The following is an 18,651-nucleotide window of genomic DNA, read 5'->3' as shown; positions in this document are numbered from 1 at the left end:
GATATAATTATGCATTAGTGAAAATTTTAAGATGTCAAATGGCAGAAAAACTTAAAGTGTCAAATGACATATGAAAAAGAAAAGCACGCTATGCCGTGCCAGTGATTTAAGGAGGCATAAAAATGGCAGAGAATTGTTCCCATAATTGCAGTACCTGTGGGAAGGAATGTGAGAGCAGAACTGAAAATCAGAGTATGCTCATACCTGCAAATAAAAATTCTAAGATAAAGAAGGTTATCGGAGTAATAAGTGGAAAGGGAGGCGTTGGCAAGTCTTCCGTCACCTGTGGTCTTGCGGTTCTTATGCAGAGGATGGGTTATAAGACAGCGGTTCTTGACGCGGATATGACAGGCCCTTCGGTTCCTAAGGCGTTTGGTATATATGAGGAACCAGAGGCAACGGATGACGCTCTTTATGCCGTGGAGACAAAGACAGGGATAAAGATCATGTCCATAAATCTGTTGCTTGGCGATGAGACAGCTCCTGTGCTGTGGAGAGGTCCTATAATTGCAGGAACAGTTAAGCAGTTCTTCAGTGATGTTATATGGGGAGACATAGACTTTATGTTCGTGGATTGTCCTCCGGGAACCGGAGATGTGCCCCTTACAGTGTTCCAGTCTCTTCCTCTTGACGGAGTTATCGTTGTTACAACTCCTCAGGATCTGGTATCAATGATCGTTGCCAAGGCGGTGCGTATGGCTGATCAGATGGATATACCTGTGCTTGGCATGGTGGAAAATATGTCTTATTTCGAATGTCCTGACTGTGGCAAGAGACACAATATATTCGGCGAGAGCAAGCTGTTATATGTGAAGGATATGTTCGGCATAAAGGATGCAGTGAGACTTCCTATAAATCCTGAGATCGCAGAGCTTGAGGATAAGGGACGTATTGAGGATATGCCTGAGACGGACCTTAAGAAGATAGCGGAGATCTTAAGCAGGAGCTAATGTAGTAATAAGCTTTCTATGTGTGAATAAGATAAAATAAACAATAAAAAGGGAAATAGGAAAATGGAGATTTTAAAAGCAATCATATACGGTATAGTAGAGGGAATTACTGAATGGCTGCCCATAAGCAGTACAGGACATCTCATTCTTGTGGAAAATTTCCTGCCGTTTAAGGGAGTAAGTGAGAATTTCTTTGATATGTTTGATGTGGTTATCCAGCTTGGTGCCATTATGGCGGTGGTTGTGTTGTTCTGGAGCCAGATATGGCCATTTGCATTTACCAGAAAAGCAAGAAACGGCGAGACAGGATTTGCCTCTGTATTTAAGAAGGATATATGGTCTATGTGGTTCAAGATCCTGGTATCCTGTGTTCCTGCGGCTGTCATAGGCATATTGTTCGACGACTTGTTCAACAGGTTATTCTACAATCCTGTGTGCGTATCTATTGCACTTATTGTGTTTGGTGTGGCTTTCATCATCATTGAGAGATGGAACAAGGGCAGAAGCTCAAAGGTAAATGCACTGTCGGAGATCGGCTACAATACAGCCATACTGATAGGTATCTTCCAGGTTATTGCGGCAGTATTTCCGGGCACATCCCGTTCAGGAGCTACCATTGTTGGTGCACTGCTTATCGGCGTGTCAAGAAAGGTGGCTGCGGAATATACCTTCTTCCTTGCCATACCGGTTATGTTCGGTGCAAGTCTTCTTAAGATAGTGAAGTTTGGATTTGCATTTTCAAGTCTTGAGCTTGTAGTACTGGCGGTGGGAACCATAGTGTCCTTCCTTGTTTCAATGGTTGTTCTTAAGTTCCTTATGGCATACATAAAGAAGCATGATTTTCAGGTGTTTGGCTGGTACAGGATAGTACTTGGAGCCATAGTACTTATTTGCGGAATTGCAGGAGTGATAAATGTGTAATCTATGTCCGAGAAATTGCGGAGCCGACAGGGAGAATACCTTGGGGTTTTGCGGAGTAGGAAATAAATTAAAGGTAGCCAGGGCTGCTCTCCATATGTGGGAGGAGCCCTGTTTGTCAGGTTATAATGAAGAGGGCTCCGGTGCCATATTCTTCTCAGGCTGTTCTCTTGGGTGCGTATTCTGTCAGAATATAAATATTTCAAGGGGAAAAGCGGGGAAGGAGATCACAGTGGACAGGCTGGTTGAGATCTTCTTTGAGCTTAAGAGCCAGGGGGCGTTAAATATTAATTTCGTCACACCGGATCACTATGTTCTCCAGATAATAAAGGCCATTGATATGGCAAGGGAAAGAGGCTTTGATCTGCCATTTGTATATAACTGCAGCGGCTATGTGAAGCCTGAGATCATTGATCTGCTGGATGGATATATTGATATCTATCTGCCGGATTTCAAATACATGTCGGGAGAGCTTGCGAAAAAATACAGCATGGCAGAGGATTATCCTGAGTATGCGAAGCCGGGACTTGAAAGAATGGTGAAGCAGGTGGGCGGAGACAGGATGAGCTTCAATGATGAGGGGATAATGACCCGGGGAGTGATCGTCAGACATATGCTGCTTCCCGGCTGCATGGAGGACTCAAAGAGGGTGATAAAGTATCTCTATGAGACCTATGGAAATGATATCTACATAAGCATAATGAGCCAGTATACGCCTATGCCGGGTATCGAAGAGAAGTATCCGGAACTTGCACACAAGGTGGACTTTGATGAGTACAATGAGCTGGTGGATTATGCAATAGAGCTTGGGGTTGAAAATGGATTTATTCAGGAAGAGGAGGCTGCTGAGGACAGCTTTATACCTGAATTTGATTGTACGGGGGTATAAATATGTATGGTGCACTGATGATGGCGATAGGGATGATAAGTGGAATTTTTGTCAGTCTTATAATAGGGACGTTGATAATACATGTGATAAATATAGCCTTTGGAGCTAAAACTATATCAGTGAATTTATTTGGAATTTTATTTCACAGAACCGGTAGGAACAACGAGAAATGGGTTGTGAAAAGGACCGGCTTCAAGCCCTATATTAAGTTTCAGGATGACAATACGGGGCTGACCAGGGGAAGAGAAAAGTGCATGTCGGTGATCGCTGCGGTTATATTTGGCACTATCATTGCAAATATAGTATTTGTCATATGGAAGTGTCCGGGATTTTTCATCAGTGATCTTGGATATTTTATGAAATATGTGCTGGTATTTGGCGGATTTATGTTCCTTGGCATGCTTTTTACCACATTTTCAGTCTTTAGCAAGGCCACAGAGCTTCATTATATTACCAATGATATATTTGCAGAGGTTAAGAGAAAGGGCTCCATATCCGGCGTGAACTGCAATGTGGATCCGAAGGTATTTAATGCTGCACCGCTGGCCGCCAAAGAGGTGTACCAGAATTTCAGGCTTCTCAGGGCTGAGTATATGGGAGATATGGCAACTATGGCGGAGGTAGTTAAGTGGTATGAATGGTGCGAGAGGGAGCAGAATATCAATCGCAGCACCAACAGGAGAAGTACGACTACCCTGACAAATGACAGTCTCAAGCTGCAGATGTTGTTCTATTACAGTTATTTCTACAATGCTCCTGACAAGATCGGCAAGGCAAGGAGAATGTACACCAATGTGGAAAAGCTGCTAAAAGCAGGCGTAGACAGTAATGACAAGAGGATATATGACTATTATCTTTATTATGTTGAGAACAATGCTGGTGAGGCTGAAAGGATTGCAAATGAGGGGCTTGAAATGATGAAGGACTTCTCTGATGAGATCCCGGAGTTTAAGGCAGCAGAGGAGAAGTGGTTGGAGTACCTGAAGGGACAGATATTTAACAGGAAGTAACAAAAACCCCACGAGGTCGCAACTCGTGGGGTTTTCTATTATCTTAATTCCTCGAAAATTATCTATATTTTATTTCAAATTCAACTTCGCCAGATTTGTATCCTCAGCAAATGTTATACAATTATATATAAACACTGCCTGGTCGTAATCGGCTACATTAACAAGGTCGCTGTAGGACAGGTTTGTGTATCTCATGTCAAGCATTGTGATGGTTTCATAGTTGCATGACAGGAACTGGATAAGGGAGTTGGCGTAGCTGTCCTTGATTATAAGGAGGGACTTACCATTACTTACCCCTTTGTTCTTAAAGGTCACACAGGCAGCGTTCTGACCTGTGAAGGTACTGTATTTGTCCTTGACGTCCAGGTATTCCTTGTAGAAAATGCCGTCATGCTCTGTGGTTGTGACGCCGTTTGAAATCTCCATGGTGGTGGAAACCGAGCCGTCTGCCAGGGTGTACATGTCGATCTCATCCTTCTTCACAGACTGGTCAAGGGTCTTTGAGAAGAGGGTTCCCTGGAAGCTTTCACTGCCTACAGTTTTGGTGAAATCATCAATAGAGTATGGTGTGTATCCAAGCTGATCGCCGGCGGCATTGTATGCAATGTATGCGCCAAGGGATGTCCAGTGGTGGTCAGTTCTGTAGTAGATATACTGATCCTTGGAAGCCTTTAAAGCGTCAATTATATTAATTCCGGTTACATTATCTAATTTGTTGTAGCAGTAATCTATGACGTCCTGCTCATCTTCAGTTACGTTCTTAAGATAATCCGGCAGCAGATCCTCGCCATATATTCCCACTGATGTAGGACATAGCATGAAATATACCGGTATATCGGGATTTTCCTCTGCAAATGTATTGATGACATTTACATTTTTATCAAGGTCTTTGTAATCACATCCGGTGCCGATATCACTATTTGTGGATATGAGCTGCATCATCTGGTCATCCTTGGTGTAGACCGTTGAGATCTCGGATTTGCCAATGGCAGTTTCAACCTTGTTCTTGGTGGAGATCCAGTTTTCCCTTCCGTAGAAGCGGTCGGAGAACCATTTGTCAAAGCCGTTCATGAAGTCTTCGCTCTTTATGGACTCAAGGGAAACCTCCGGGTATTCCTCCAGATAGCGGTTCTCATTTTCAGAGAATGGCTTCTTGTCCTTTGGAAGATGTGTAAATGTCATGACCGGAAGCCCGATCAGTATTACGAAAAACAATGCGATTCCTATCTTTTTATGCATATCCTCACCCCCTAGAAATTAAAATAAAGGAATGGATTATAGCTTGCGTCTACCAGATAAGATGTGGCAATGAGCATAATCACGATCATATAAACAACCGACAAAACATGGGAACAGGAAGGCACCTTAGCGGTGAACTTCTGTGCCAGATTTTTCACAAGGCTTGTACATCCGATGATGGCGATCACGAAGAGCAATCCGAAGTTCATCAGGAAGTACACTGTGTGCTCGTCTGCAAATGTACTGCCGAAGCTGAACATCCGCTTCATATATGAAAATGCTGTTGGCAGATCCTTTGTGTCGAAGAGAACCCAGCCCAGCATAACAAGCAGCATTGCGTATATGTGCTTGATAAATCCGGGGATCTTATCAAGAATGTATTCTTTGTTTTTCTTTTTCAGGAGTGTTATCACAAGCTTCTCAATGATTATGAGTATTCCGTACATTACACCCCAGGTGATGAAGTTCCAGCTTGCACCATGCCATATTCCGGTGAGAAGCCATACAACAGCAGTATTGAAAATAGTTCTGCCGAAGCCTTTTCTGCTGCCTCCCAGAGGGAAATAAACATAGCTCTTAAACCACTCTGACAGTGTCATGTGCCATCTTCTCCAGAATTCGGAGATACTCTTGCTCATGTATGGGTAGTTGAAGTTCTCAGGGAAATGGAAGCCAAGCATTTCGCCAAGACCTATTGCCATATCTGAATATCCTGAGAAATCAAAATAAATCTGAAGGGTATACGCCGCAATCCCAAGCCATGCGGTGGCAACCGGAACGGTATTGATATCCATTACTTTTACCGAATCCCACAGGGTTCCGATGTTATTTGCAATTAAGACCTTCTTACCTATACCTGCACAGAAACGGAGGATACCATGCCATATGGTATCAAGATCCAGATGTCTTTCCTTAAGTTCTGCTGCCACATCCTCGTATCTTACGATAGGACCGGCAACTATCTGTGGAAACAGGGTTACAAATGCTGCAAATGTTATAGGATTTTTCTGGACTTCTATGTTTCCACGGTACAGGTCAATGGTGTATGACATGGACTGGAAGGTGAAGAAGCTGATACCTATAGGCAGCAGTGTGGTTGGGGCACCGAAGCTTGTGTGGAAGATGTTGTTGATATTTTCTACTATGAAATTGCTGTATTTGAAGAAGCCTAACAATGAAAGGTTCATGACTACAGACACAATGAGTGCCAGTTTTCTGGTGGTTTTATTTCCACCGAATTTGTAGATGACCAGTCCGGCGAAGTAGTCTATGAGGGTGGAGGCGATCATTATGAACACATATATTGGTTCACCCCATGCGTAGAAGAACAGACCGGTGATAAGTATGAAGAGGTTCCGCAGTTGTTTTGGCATTATGTAGTAGAACACCAGAACAAAAGGGAGAAATAAATATAAAAATGTTAAGCTTGAAAAAACCATAATTTTCCTACCTATTAAGATGTGTTAATCAATTCATTGTTGAATTATATGATTAAAACCTGTCAGTGTCAACAACGTCCGGCATTGAATTTAAAGTCAGGAATGTCAAAATTGAATTTGGTTATTATATCCTCTGAGGCAGGGACGTCCACGGTCTTGGCAGCCATGGCTTTTTCTATGTCAGAAACCGCTTTTTCACACTGAATCATGTACTTTAATACGCTTCTGCAATAGTTGTCCTCATCACAGAGAGTTTTGAGCCCCTTCCTTTTTATATACACGGAAAGTATTTCGGGTTTTGTGTTCATAAGATAGACGATGGCTGATTTTATGGTTCTTATGATCATATATCCCAAGGCAATGATCATGACACCTACGGCTATCCAGGTTTCTACTGCCTGGAACATGATACCGCCTCCTGACGCCATGGTTGCTTTGAAAAATGCTATGAACAATACAATCAGAATAAGAAAAAATCCGTTTACTATCAAAGTGTTGAGATATCCCTTTCTACGTTTTGGTATTCCCTGAAGCTCGCTTGTATATACATTCTTTGTATATTCTATTTTTTTCTTTGCCTGTGACACCATTTCTATAAGTGTGGCATAGTCATCGTTTTCGTTTGTGAAATTTGAAAATGATTGGTCTGTCTGAACGCCTTCTGCAAGTTTCATGTGATGTACCCCCTTAATCTAAATATATATAACAATAAATTACAATGTTATTGAAATAAAAACACACAGATGTTACAATAAAAAAGACTTCCGAAGAAGTCTTTTCTGTCGCACAATGCTAACCTTACGGCGATGTCGGATAAAATCCTTATTTGAACTCACCTTGTAATTTATGTATGACTAAATTTTAGCATGTGGGGATATAAAAGTCAAACAAAATGGGAAATAAAAAAGTGTCAAATGACACATGAAAAAGGATAGCACGCCATCACTTCGTGAGCCGTGCCAGTAAGTGGGAGGAATGTTATGAACGAAAGATATTATGTGGGGCTTGATATGGGTACAGCTTCTCTTGGTTGGGCTGTTACTGATGAAAAATACAGATTGATAAGAAGAAAAGGAAAAGATCTGTGGGGAGTGAGATTATTTGACACGGCAAATACCGCCGCTGAAAGAAGAACAAACAGGGTTGCCAAAAGGAGACTGGCAAGGGAACGTGCCAGGGAAGGATATCTCAGAATGGTATTTGCACCGGCCATAGAGGCGGTTGATCCAGGATTTTATCAGCGGCTTGATGACAGTAAATATTGCGAAGAGGATAAGATAGTAAAGCAGCCATTTGCTTTATTTGCAGGGAATGGATATACGGATAAGGACTATTATGAACAGTATCCTACGGTATTCTATCTTAGAAAAGAATTGCTCACTTCCAAAGAACCTCATGATGTGAGGCTTGTATTTCTTGCGCTTCTGAATATGTATAAGCACAGAGGTCATTTCCTGAACTCCAATATCGGAGAGGGCAGTACCGGTAGTATAGAAGAGATGTATGAAAACCTGAGATCAGACATAAGCCAGTATATGGAACTTGAGCTGCCTGATATAGATGATTATGACAAGTTGAAGAATATTCTGACTTCCAAGGAATATTCTGCCAGCAGGAGAGTGGAGCTTATCATAGAAAGCTTAAATCTTTCCAAGTCCAAGGATAAGAATATAGTTGAAATATGGAAACTTACATGCGGTCTTAAGGGAAAACTCAGTAATTTATTTGCAGTGAATACAGAGGATGATGAGGCGAAGAATTTCAGTATTTCTTTCAGGGATAGCAGTTTTGATGAAAAGGTTACTGCTGTGGAGAATATTCTCGGGGAAGAGCAGTTTGACATATTTATGCAGATAAAGGAGATACACGATCACTGCGTCCTTGCAAATATTATGAAGGGATACGAATATCTCTCGTTTGCAAGGGTGGATTCCTATGAGAAACACGGAAAAGACCTGGCAATACTTAAAAAGCTCATAAAAGAAAATGCTCCCGGTGAGTACTATGGAATGTTCAGGGAGATGGCAAATGATAATTACAGTGCGTATGTTGGATCTGTGAATTATAAGAATGGACCTGTGAGACGTGGGGCAAAATGTGACAGAGACGCTTTCTTTAAGAAGGTGAGTACTCTTGTGTCCAAAATGCCGGAATCACAGGATAGAGAATATGTGCTTCAGGAGATCAGCAAGGAAACATTTCTCCCAAAACAGCTTACGGCGTCTAATGGAGTGATTCCTAACCAGGTGCACAAAAAGGAAATGAAGAAGATCCTAAAAAATGCTGAAAGCTATCTGCCATTTCTTTTGGATAAGGACGAGTCCGGATATACAGTTTCTGAGAGGATCATTAAAATGTTCGAGTTCCAGATTCCATATTATGTTGGACCTATTGCCGAGAAGGTGGGAGAGGAATCAAAGAGTAAGAATGTATGGTCTGTAAGGCTTGAATCCGGCAGGGTATATCCGTGGAATTTTGAGCAGAAGATAGATGTCAAGGAGTCTGCGGAGAAATTTATCTCACGAATGGTAAATAAGTGTACATATCTTAATGGCGAGCAGGTGCTTCCGAAGAATTCATTATTATATGAGAGATTTACATTACTGAATGAGTTGAACAATCTCAGGATAAATGGTGAGAAGATATCAGTGGAATTAAAGCAGAATATATACAATGATCTGTTTAAATCGGGTAAGAAGGTTACTGCCAAAAAGCTGAAGGAGTATCTTAAGACAAATGGGTACGTGGAAGCAAAAGAGGATCCTGTTATATCCGGAATAGATGGAGACTTCACCAACAGACTTGCAAATTATGGAAAATTTGCCGCAGTATTTGGAGTGGAGACTCTTACATATGATCAGGAAAAAATGACAGAGGATATTATAAAATGGTCTACTTTATATGGTGATACCAAGTCTTTCCTGAAGCAGAAGATCACTGAGAATTATGGGGAGGACAAGCTTACAAAGGATCAGTTAAAGAGGATACTGGGATTTAAGTTCAAGGATTGGGGCAGACTGTCAAAGGCACTTCTTGAAACCCGGGGCTGCAGTAAGGATGATGGAGTGATCGATACTGTCATAGGTCGTATGTGGAATGAAAATTACAATCTCATGGAATTGATCGAGAGTCGAAACTTCACATATAAAGAGGAGATAAGTGAAAGATCAATGGCGGTGGACAAGTTACTTGGAGAGATCAAATATGAGGATCTGGATGAATTATATATATCTGCTCCGGTAAAGAGGATGACCTGGCAGACCATACTTGCACTTAAGGAGATCTGTAAGGTTATGGGATATGGTCCGTCTAAGATATTTGTCGAGATGGCGAGAGATCCAAATGCTGAGAAAAAGAGAACTGAAAGCCGAAGGAGTAAATTTGCTTACCTGTACAGAAGTGTTAAGGATGATACATTTGACTGGCAGAAGGCCATAAAGGAAACCGATGAGGGACAGTTCAGAAGTAAGAAATTATATCTTTACTATACCCAGAAGGGCAGGTGTATGTATACAGGTGAGAGGATAGAGCTTAGTGATCTGTTCAAGGATAACCTGTATGATATAGACCACATCTATCCAAGACACTTTGTAAAGGATGACAGTCTCGACAATAATATGGTGCTGGTTAAAAAGGAGAAGAATGCTCATAAGAGCGATACATTCCCTATAGAGGCTGATATAAGAGGTAAGATGGCGGGCTTTTGGCATGCACTGGCTGATGGTGGTTTCATTACAAAGGAGAAGCTTAAACGATTAATGAGAACTGATGGTTTCTCTGACGATGAGAGAGTCGGCTTTATTAATCGTCAGCTTGTGGAGACGAGACAGGGAACGAAGGTTATCACCGATCTGTTTAAGCAGACATTTCCTGATACGGACATTGTATATGTGAAGGCACCGAATGTAAGTGATTTCAGACACGAGTTTGATCTTATAAAGTGCAGGATGATCAATAATTTCCACCATGCAAATGACGCTTACCTGAACATTGTTGTTGGAAATGTGTACGATGTTAAATTTACCAGAAATCCATATAATTTCATAAAGGATTATGAGAAGGGTAAAGAAAAATATAACATGGCAAAGATGTTCAAGTACAATGTGTCCAGAAATGGTGTCACGGCATGGAGCATTGATGGTGAGAAAAGTATTGATACAGTGCGTAAGGTGATGGCAAGGAACACACCACTTGTGACCAGGATGAATTATGAGAGACATGGTAAATTGTATAATGTAAGCCTGATAGGAACAAACAGTATAAAAGAAGCAAGTAAGGATATGTATATACCATCTAAGTTAAATGATAATCGGTTATCTGATGTGAAAAAATATGGAGGATATTCTGATGTTAAGGGAACATATTTCTTCTTGGTTGAATATACAGAGAAGGGAAAACGGGTTAGATCCCTGGAGGCATTACCATTATATCTTAAGGATCATTACAACACCAAGGAGCAGTTGGAGGAATATTGCAGGGAAATGCTTGGACTTAAGGAACCTAGTGTAAGATACAGACGTATAAAGATGTATTCCAAGATTAGGGTTAATGGATTTGAGGTGTTATTGACGGGAAGATCAGAAAATAGATTATTAATAAGTAATGCTGAGGAGCTTAAGATATCATATCAAGATGCAAAGTATATTAAAAACCTAGCGATGCTTAAGGAACGGGATGTTCAGGAAGAGATATATGAGGAATGTGGTGCCACCAGGGAGGAAAATGGTAAGGTGTTCCTGATGTTAAAGGACAAATTCGTGAACGGTATATATGCAAAGAGGATTAATCCGATAGGAGATAAGTTAGATGAGAATAAATTCAATAATTTATCTCTGAAACAGCAGGCAGAAATTATACTTCAATTAGTTGGTATTACCCAGCAGACAAATTATGGGGCAAATTTAGAGTTGATTGGTGCAAGTAAAAAGACGGGAACGATGAAACCCAATAAGGTATTGTCAAGTTACAGCGAAGTTTTATTAATAAACCAGTCAGTCCTTGGAATATACGAAGAGAGGGTAGATTTATTAACTATATAAAATATGAGTTGGAGAACAATAGTAGTATCTAAGAATGCAAAGCTTGATTATCAGATGGGGTATATGGTAGTCAGAGGTGCAGAAACTACAAAGGTACATATGAACGAAATAGGGACAGTCATTGTGGAGAGTACGGCTGTCTCTATGACGGCGTATTTGCTAAGTGAGCTGGTGAAACACAAGGTAAAGGTTATATTTTGTGATGAGAAGAGAAATCCTTCATCGGAACTGTTGCCGTATTATGGTAGTCATGACACAAGTGCAAAAATAAGGAAACAGTGTGAATGGTCGGCAGATGATAAAGCATCTGTATGGACGGAAATAGTTTCAGAGAAAATACGAATGCAGGCAAGGGTTCTGGAAGTGTATGGAAGACCTGAAGCACATATGCTGTATGAATATGTTGAGCAAATGGAATATGGAGACGCCACTAACAGGGAGGGGCATGCGGCAAAAGTGTATTTCAATGCACTATTTGGAAAGGAATTCACCAGGACAGAAGAAAATCCTACAAATGCTGCACTGAATTATGGGTATTCCCTGATATTGTCAACATTTAACAGAGAAGTAGTTGCAAATGGCTATATTACCCAGATAGGACTTTTTCACGATAATATGTTTAATCAATTTAATCTGGCGTCAGATCTGATGGAGCCATTTAGACCTATTGTTGATGATATGGTAATGGAGCTGGAGCCTCAGACATTTGAGGTTGAAGAAAAAAGGTTTATGTTGGACATTTTCAACAAGGAATTGTATATTGCAGGCAGATTGGAATATCTGCCTAATGCTATAAAGGTATATTGTCGTAGTGTATTTGACGCCTTAAATGATAAGGACGTATCATTGATAAAGTTTTATAAAAATGAGTTATAGATTTATGAGAGTGATTGTAATGTTTGATCTGCCGGTGGTGACGGCTGCAGGCAGAAAGGAATATTCCAAATTCAGGAAATATCTGATCAAAAGTGGTTTTTTAATGATGCAGGAAAGTATATATTGCAAGCTTGCACAAAATGCTTCGGCAGCAGATCTGATTGTTGAAGGAGTAAGGAAGAATAAGCCCCCGGAGGGATTGATACAGGTGCTAAGGATAACTGAAAAGCAATTTTCAAAGATGGAATTTGTATTGGGAGAACATATAGGGGATGTTCTTGAAAGTGATGAAAGGTTGATAATTCTATGAGGTTGGTTAATGTATCTTATAATATTGACATAGAATTTGCAGAAAATCGTACTGAAATAATTTCTATAGAAGGTCCGGATATATACACGGAATTTATTCAGGAGTTAATTTCCCAGCTTGATGGAGAAGCTGGAAATTTTGTGCTGTCAGAAAAGAACGATACATTGAAAATGGATAAAAAAGTTGAATTTATTTCCAATCCATTTGGTGTAGATTTCAACGAGAAAAGAATTATAAGTAAAGCATATAATGTCCTGAGAGACAGTGCGGAAGGATTAGATGAACTTCGTGAGAAAATAAATTCTTCTATAGTAAATATCCTGGATGAGGTAATTTTAAGATCACCATATGATAATTTTGTGTATAATCTGGATCTTGACTGGAATACGCTGTTTAAGCTGTATGAGGTTAAGGTTCAGTTTGAAGAGGGAAAGCTGGTAGATAAATTAATCCAGTATATAAAGATGTTGGCAGAATTGCTGGGAATAAAAGTGGTATTTTTGCTTAACATGTCTACTTTTCTTACAAAGTACGAACTTCAGGAGCTATGCAAGTCTGCTCAGTATGAAAAGGTAAACCTTGTACTTCTTGAGCAGAGGGAGTTGGAATTGACAGACGTAAAAAATCGGAGTCATATTATTGACTGCGACAGGTGTTTGATTATAAAATAAAAGTGTACATAAATTACAGCTATCACAAGTAGTATGGGTTCGGTGATGACCAATTTGAGGTTTGAGGTTTGAGGTTTGAGAACCTTGTAATTTATGATATGTCTTAAACAACAGCCCTCCAGCTAATTTATTAAATTGTGTTTGAGAACCTTGTAATTTATGATATGTCTTAAACAAAGCCCCTTGCAAAGACTTACGGCAACCAGTTTGAGAACCTTGTAATTTATGATATGTCTTAAACAGTAAGGTTATCGAATTCGCAAATGCCTTGGTTTGAGAACCTTGTAATTTATGATATGTCTTAAACTTTATTGACGCAATCTCAACCGCATGGATGGTTTGAGAACCTTGTAATTTATGATATGTCTTAAACGACTCGTACAGATTGACCCCGATATTATTAGTTTGAGAACCTTGTAATTTATGATATGTCTTAAACTTTATATTTTTTGACTTGTAAGAACCCTAGTTTGAGAACCTTGTAATTTATGATATGTCTTAAACATTTTGCAATATAAATTGCCTTACGCTCTGGTTTGAGAACCTTGTAATTTATGATATGTCTTAAACTATTTAAGGTCAGCAGCGACTGGAGTGGGGGGGTTTGAGAACCTTGTATGGTTTCTCGATGCAAGAATATTCATGAGAACCTTGTACATTTACAAAAGTGACAAAAAGAGGCATTACTGCCTCTTTTTCTACGTCATGCATTAAACACAATATTAAATCTGTTGCTCAATTTCTTTGACATATTTTTGAACCTCATCCTCGGTCAATTCACATTCTTCAGCTATCTGGAAAATGGATTTTCCCTTTTGAAGTTTCTTTGTAATTTGTTGTTTCAGTGTTTGGGTTATGCCATCGTTTAAACCAGAATTATATCCCTGTGTAATGCCTTGTTCAATGCCTTGTTGTACAAGTCGGTCACTTAATGCTACATAATCTTCATCGCCCATTTCAGACACCCTCTCTCGAATTAGATCATCATTATTCAATAAATTATCTTCTATATTATGTAATGAAGTTATTAATAACTCAACTTCATTTGCATTAAGTATATCATTCTTGTAAAGATTATCCAATTCTGTTTTTGCGTTAATCCTGAAATTATATAATGCTTTTGCAAGCTTCATTTTAGTTTTTTCAGCATATTGACTGGCTCTGATCATTCTGCTGTATAGCTGTACCTGTTGGAAGGGGATTAAAAGATACATTTTCTTTCTTGAAAGTTCTGAGACCGTTTTGCTGGCAGATATACATGGTAATTCATAGGTGACAGTATTGCCATCGGGCAAATGCAGATTTACCCTGATCTTATCCTCTTTATTTGCACCGGCTAGAAATACTACTGCCTGTAGAGGCATAACAATTTCTATTTCATATTTGTCATCTGCAACTCTGGATATGTCTCCATTTTGTCTCAAACCGCGGATGGTTTCCCTCATACCATATTCAACCATCCGTATTGCCATATTCCCCTCCAAAAGCTGGTATTCTATATGATATTTGCAGTTTTCAATCTCCAGAAACATATCCATATAAGTGGTATTTTCATTGGCGTCAATGGTCTGCTCTTTGTCCAGAAAAACTATTTCTGCGTCTTCTGCATGATGTTTGGAAAATACGGAATTAATCAATAAAATTAACAGTCTTGGACATGATTCACAGACTCTTTTTATTTCTTTGTCGTAAAAAGCCAAGTTCTCCTCCTTAAGATTTGTTTATAGAATTTTAGATTGCAATCAGAAGAGATAATTATCATATTCCCACCATATACTAATTTCCTCGTATTGTCAAAATTTCAATGACTGTAAAAATGTCTACTGACTTTGTGGTGGCCAATCTATGTAAAAACAAACAGAAGTGGAGAAAAAATTCTAAAAAAAGCCATAATTAGCATAAAATTAATTGCAAAATGGCTAAAATTTGCACTTCCATCCCCACTTTTTGATCAAATCAAAACTGATGATAAAATTTGTATACGATTTGTATAATTTGCAGTGCCCTGTCATATCCATCCGAACAAAGCAAATAAGCAATATCCTATTATTTACCAACTCCGACAAAAATAAATTGGAACATTTTATCTGCAATGGTATACTTAAGGAAAAGGGAACAGGAGAAACTTATTATGGCATTCAGGAGAGACTTTTTATGGGGAGGCGCGACAGCAGCCAATCAGTATGAAGGTGCGTGGAATGTGGACGGAAAAGGTGCGTCGGTATCGGATCATTGCACCAATGGCTCACACACAATTCCCAAGAGGATAACAATCAGGAGAGGTGGCGAAGCGATATGGCATGGTGTATGTGGACAAATACGACGATGGGACCGGAGATCTGTCCAGAAAGAAGAAGGACTCGTTCTTCTGGTATAAGAAGGTAATAGAGACAAATGGGGAAGAAATTTAGAGAAAAAGTACCGAAACTAAAATGGAAATACCGGGTATGCCTGTACCTGCTGGCAATATTTGCAGGGGTATTTGCAGTTATAGGAAGCCAGCTTGTGGCATTGCCAAAGTGGGCGGGTGTAGTTACCCATGTGGTGGCATTTATTCTGGTGGTCATCTCATTCCTATACCTTTATCTGTATTTTAAGAACAGTGTAAACCTGTTCACTGACAGGATCACCAGAAATCATCCGTTTCTGGACAAGGTTACCCACAATTACAGCGACAGGACGGTTGTGCTGGCGGTGCCGGGAATGTTGTTAAATATCGTGTTCATGGTCTTTAACGGATATGTAGGGATAAGAACTCTGTCAGCCTGGTATATTTCCCTGGCGGTGTATTACGGACTCCTGGGAAGTATGAGGTTCAGATTTGTTGGATATGAGTATTTCAGCCGCAAGGGCAGATATGACCAGAACAAGATACTGGATATATTTACCCAGAGCGGGTATCTGCTTATAGTAATGAGCCTTGCCCTGTTCAGCATGGTGGTAATGATCGTCCATAACGGAAAGGGAAAGAGCTACCCACTGTATGTAACCTATGTTGTAGGAATATATACACTTGTGAAAATGATAATGGCAAGCGTGAATATGGTAAAAGCAAGGCGGCTTCAGTCTCCGGCGGTTATGGGTATCAGAAATATCGGATATGCAGACGCAATGGTGTCGGTATTATCAACCCAGACTGCCCTGTTCTCCGCATTTGGCAAGAATGGCTCGGCTCTTGTAATGAGAATGAACGGAGTTACGGGAATGCTGGCATGTGCTGCGGTGGTGGTTCTTGGTATAACCATGGTAACCGGAGCAAAGTAAAATAGAGCAGCAACCATTTGAAATTGTTTTAAGGGAGCTGCAGCGTAATAATTTCACAGACATCAATATGATAAAAAAATGACCCGATCATGTAAAAAGTGACCGGGTCATTTTTTGTCTTTAAAAATGGAATAAAAACAGAAAAATGGAATAGAAATTTGCTTTAGGGCATGTTATAACAAACTAGATAGATAAAACGAACAAAAGTTAGAGTAATATAACAAGACAAACAGGAGAGTATATGGACGAGAAAATACAGGAAATTATCAGCAAAAATGCCTATATGCAGCGGATGATAAAGCGTATTCCGGAAGAGATGGTTTCATATTATCTTGAGAAGATAAAGGACAATATAGTGGAGCTTCCCGGTGGGATCATACATTCCAAAATGGGACAAAACGGCGAATATATGAATTTTGCCCTGCCTATGGAGGGAATAGAGCTGCTGGAGTATTACATTGGCTGCTCCAACAGTATACCGGGGCAGGATAAGGCTCACGCAGTGGCAAATATGGCGATCATCCACTACTGCACAAAGGGACGTGCGGAGATCATCGTGGGAAGTGGCAGATATGCCTACATGCAGCCGGGGATAATGTGTATCGAGTGGAAGCAGGAGGCACAAAAGGATTTTAATTTCTACGACAAGGCATACGGCGGCATGGAGATAATCATAAGCCTTGACTATATCAGCAGGGAAGATGGGGATATGCTGAAACGGTTGGGAATAGATATGGAGGAATTCAGGGAGGCCTATGATAAGGATAATGACTATTACATAGGAACCTGTTCCGAGAAGCTCAGATATGCATTTGAGGATCTGGGGGGGATGATACGGGAAGGTACAGCGAGAAAGGAAAATTATCTGGTATCAACCATAAATCTGCTGAACAAGATACAGACTGAGGAGATCAAGGTTTCAGACAGGCAATATTACCTGACAAAGGGTCAGAGGAAGATAGTCAGGGAAATACATGACATGTGTGAAGAGCATATCGGTGAGGATATCACCATGGCGGAGCTTGAGAAAAAATACGGCATAAGCGGAGTATCCTTAAACAAATATTTTGAGATCGCCTATGGAAGTACCATCAAGCGGTACATGCAGGAAGCAAGAATGCAGGAGGCGGCCCGGCTGTTGGCGGAAACTAATCGGTCGGTGGCGGATATCGCACTTTCTGTAGGCTATGAAAGCCAGAGCAAATTCGGAAATGTATTTAAGAGAAAATACGGTCATACGCCCCTTGAGTACAGAAGGCTTAATTTATCAAAAACAGAGGAGTAATCAGGAAGATCACCTGCTAATAGAAAACTTCTAAAAAAGTGGAGGAAGATGAGATGTTTATTCAGATGAAAAATGGAAGAAAAAGCTATGGAAAGGGAGAGAGTGAGGTTCATGCACTGGACGGTGCGGACATATCACTGGAGAAGGGTAAGGTATATGTTATCCTGGGACCTTCCGGTTCGGGAAAAAGTACCATGCTCAACATGCTTGGGGGACTGGACAGCCTTGACGAGGGTACCATCACTGTAGATGGCAGAGAGATATCGGGACTTAAGGCAGCAGATCTTACAAAGTACCGCAAGACAGATGTGGGCTTCGTGTTCCAGTTCTATAACCTTATCCCGGATCTTACCGTGAAGGAGAATATACAGGTTGTTTCAGATATTGCAGACAAGCCTCTGGATATAGATGAGGTTATGCAGGCGCTGGACATTGACAAGTACAGGGATAGATTTCCAAATGAGCTGTCAGGCGGCCAGCAGCAGCGAGTTGCCATAGCAAGAGCCCTTATAAAAAATCCAAAGCTCCTGCTCTGCGATGAGCTTACCGGTGCACTGGATTCCAAGACCTCAAGAACAGTACTTAAGTTCATAGAGAAGGTAAACCAGCAGTTTGGAACCACAATAGCCATCATTACCCACAATGAAGCCATCGCAGGCATGGCTGACGCCGTAATAAAGATAAAAGACGGCAAGGTTTCATCTAACACTGCAAATGAAAATAAGCTCCCTGCTTCTGAGCTGGCACTGTAAGGGGTGAGG

General features: G+C 40.4%; 15 protein-coding genes, 2 pseudogenes and 1 CRISPR repeat array. Of the genes and pseudogenes, 13 read left to right on the top strand and 4 right to left on the bottom strand.

Annotated elements, in window-relative coordinates; all coding sequences use genetic code 11:
- Positions 1-122 precede the first annotated feature (122 nt).
- From DXB54_RS01340 to DXB54_RS01325, 4 genes are all read left to right on the top strand, one after another.
- Positions 123-950, top strand: coding sequence for an Mrp/NBP35 family ATP-binding protein (locus tag DXB54_RS01340; RefSeq protein ID WP_021937880.1), 828 nt, complete (start codon positions 123-125; stop codon positions 948-950).
- 63 nt (positions 951-1,013) lie between these two features.
- Positions 1,014-1,871 (top strand): undecaprenyl-diphosphate phosphatase, encoded by an 858-nt coding sequence (locus tag DXB54_RS01335; RefSeq protein WP_021937881.1) that lies wholly within the window; start codon positions 1,014-1,016, stop codon positions 1,869-1,871.
- The gene (locus DXB54_RS01330) at positions 1,864-2,757 is read left to right on the top strand and encodes a radical SAM protein (RefSeq protein WP_021937882.1); all 894 of its coding nucleotides are present in this window, start codon (positions 1,864-1,866) and stop codon (positions 2,755-2,757) included. The genes DXB54_RS01335 and DXB54_RS01330 overlap by 8 nt, the downstream gene beginning before the upstream one ends.
- 2 nt (positions 2,758-2,759) lie before the next feature.
- Positions 2,760-3,767, top strand: coding sequence for a hypothetical protein (locus DXB54_RS01325; protein WP_118694023.1), 1,008 nt, complete (start codon positions 2,760-2,762; stop codon positions 3,765-3,767).
- 69 nt (positions 3,768-3,836) lie between these two features.
- Here the strand turns inward: DXB54_RS01325 and DXB54_RS01320 are convergent, their stop codons facing one another.
- From DXB54_RS01320 to DXB54_RS01310, 3 genes are all read right to left on the bottom strand, one after another.
- Positions 3,837-5,006, bottom strand: coding sequence for a DHHW family protein (locus tag DXB54_RS01320; RefSeq protein WP_021937884.1), 1,170 nt, complete (start codon positions 5,004-5,006; stop codon positions 3,837-3,839).
- Between the two features lie 11 nt (positions 5,007-5,017).
- Positions 5,018-6,379, bottom strand: a complete 1,362-nt coding sequence (locus DXB54_RS01315) for an MBOAT family O-acyltransferase (RefSeq protein ID WP_330426329.1) — start codon at positions 6,377-6,379, stop codon at positions 5,018-5,020.
- Between the two features lie 134 nt (positions 6,380-6,513).
- Positions 6,514-7,119 carry a hypothetical protein gene (locus DXB54_RS01310; protein ID WP_021937886.1) on the bottom strand — a complete coding sequence of 202 codons (606 nt, stop codon included), beginning with the start codon at positions 7,117-7,119 and terminating at the stop codon, positions 6,514-6,516.
- A gap of 306 nt (positions 7,120-7,425) precedes the next feature.
- Between DXB54_RS01310 and cas9 the strand changes: the two genes are divergently transcribed.
- The 4 genes from cas9 to csn2 are packed head-to-tail and all read left to right on the top strand — an operon-like array spanning position 7,426 to position 13,341.
- Complete coding sequence (gene cas9 / locus DXB54_RS01305; RefSeq protein WP_118694022.1) at positions 7,426-11,484, top strand: type II CRISPR RNA-guided endonuclease Cas9; 4,059 nt, start codon at positions 7,426-7,428, stop codon at positions 11,482-11,484.
- Positions 11,485-11,487: 3 nt separating this feature from the next.
- On the top strand, positions 11,488-12,360 hold the full coding sequence (cas1, locus tag DXB54_RS01300) for a type II CRISPR-associated endonuclease Cas1 (RefSeq protein WP_021937888.1): 873 nt from the start codon (positions 11,488-11,490) through the stop codon (positions 12,358-12,360).
- Positions 12,350-12,670, top strand: coding sequence for a CRISPR-associated endonuclease Cas2 (gene cas2, locus DXB54_RS01295; RefSeq protein ID WP_279220688.1), 321 nt, complete (start codon positions 12,350-12,352; stop codon positions 12,668-12,670). Before cas1 ends, cas2 begins: the two co-directional genes overlap by 11 nt.
- The gene (csn2, locus tag DXB54_RS01290) at positions 12,667-13,341 is read left to right on the top strand and encodes a type II-A CRISPR-associated protein Csn2 (protein ID WP_021937890.1); all 675 of its coding nucleotides are present in this window, start codon (positions 12,667-12,669) and stop codon (positions 13,339-13,341) included. The genes cas2 and csn2 overlap by 4 nt, the downstream gene beginning before the upstream one ends.
- A 73-nt stretch (positions 13,342-13,414) precedes the next feature.
- Positions 13,415-13,911: a CRISPR direct-repeat array (repeat unit 36 nt; unit sequence GTTTGAGAACCTTGTAATTTATGATATGTCTTAAAC).
- A 152-nt stretch (positions 13,912-14,063) separates the two neighbouring features.
- Here csn2 and DXB54_RS01285 read toward each other — a convergent pair.
- The gene (locus DXB54_RS01285) at positions 14,064-15,041 is read right to left on the bottom strand and encodes a hypothetical protein (protein ID WP_021938198.1); all 978 of its coding nucleotides are present in this window, start codon (positions 15,039-15,041) and stop codon (positions 14,064-14,066) included.
- 392 nt (positions 15,042-15,433) lie between these two features.
- Here DXB54_RS01285 and DXB54_RS12145 point away from each other — a divergent pair.
- From DXB54_RS12145 to DXB54_RS01260, 5 genes and pseudogenes are all read left to right on the top strand, one after another.
- Positions 15,434-15,583: pseudogene (locus DXB54_RS12145) on the top strand (family 1 glycosylhydrolase); the annotation flags it as partial.
- Between the two features lie 31 nt (positions 15,584-15,614).
- A pseudogene (locus tag DXB54_RS01275) lies at positions 15,615-15,752 on the top strand (family 1 glycosylhydrolase); the annotation flags it as partial.
- A complete protein-coding gene (locus DXB54_RS01270; protein WP_118694020.1) occupies positions 15,736-16,605 on the top strand; it encodes a hypothetical protein in 870 nt (289 codons plus the stop codon). The pseudogene DXB54_RS01275 and the gene DXB54_RS01270, both read left to right, overlap by 17 nt.
- Positions 16,606-16,846: 241 nt before the next feature.
- Positions 16,847-17,890 (top strand): helix-turn-helix domain-containing protein, encoded by a 1,044-nt coding sequence (locus DXB54_RS01265; protein WP_021938195.1) that lies wholly within the window; start codon positions 16,847-16,849, stop codon positions 17,888-17,890.
- Between the two features lie 53 nt (positions 17,891-17,943).
- Positions 17,944-18,642, top strand: a complete 699-nt coding sequence (locus DXB54_RS01260; RefSeq protein ID WP_021938194.1) for an ABC transporter ATP-binding protein — start codon at positions 17,944-17,946, stop codon at positions 18,640-18,642.
- Positions 18,643-18,651 lie beyond the last annotated feature (9 nt).

It is taken from the genome of Coprococcus sp. OM04-5BH (assembly GCF_003482105.1).
Lineage (GTDB): Bacteria > Bacillota > Clostridia > Lachnospirales > Lachnospiraceae > Coprococcus.
The sequence above is the reverse complement of the archived record's forward strand: the minus strand, read 5'-3'. Positions and strand labels throughout refer to the sequence as shown.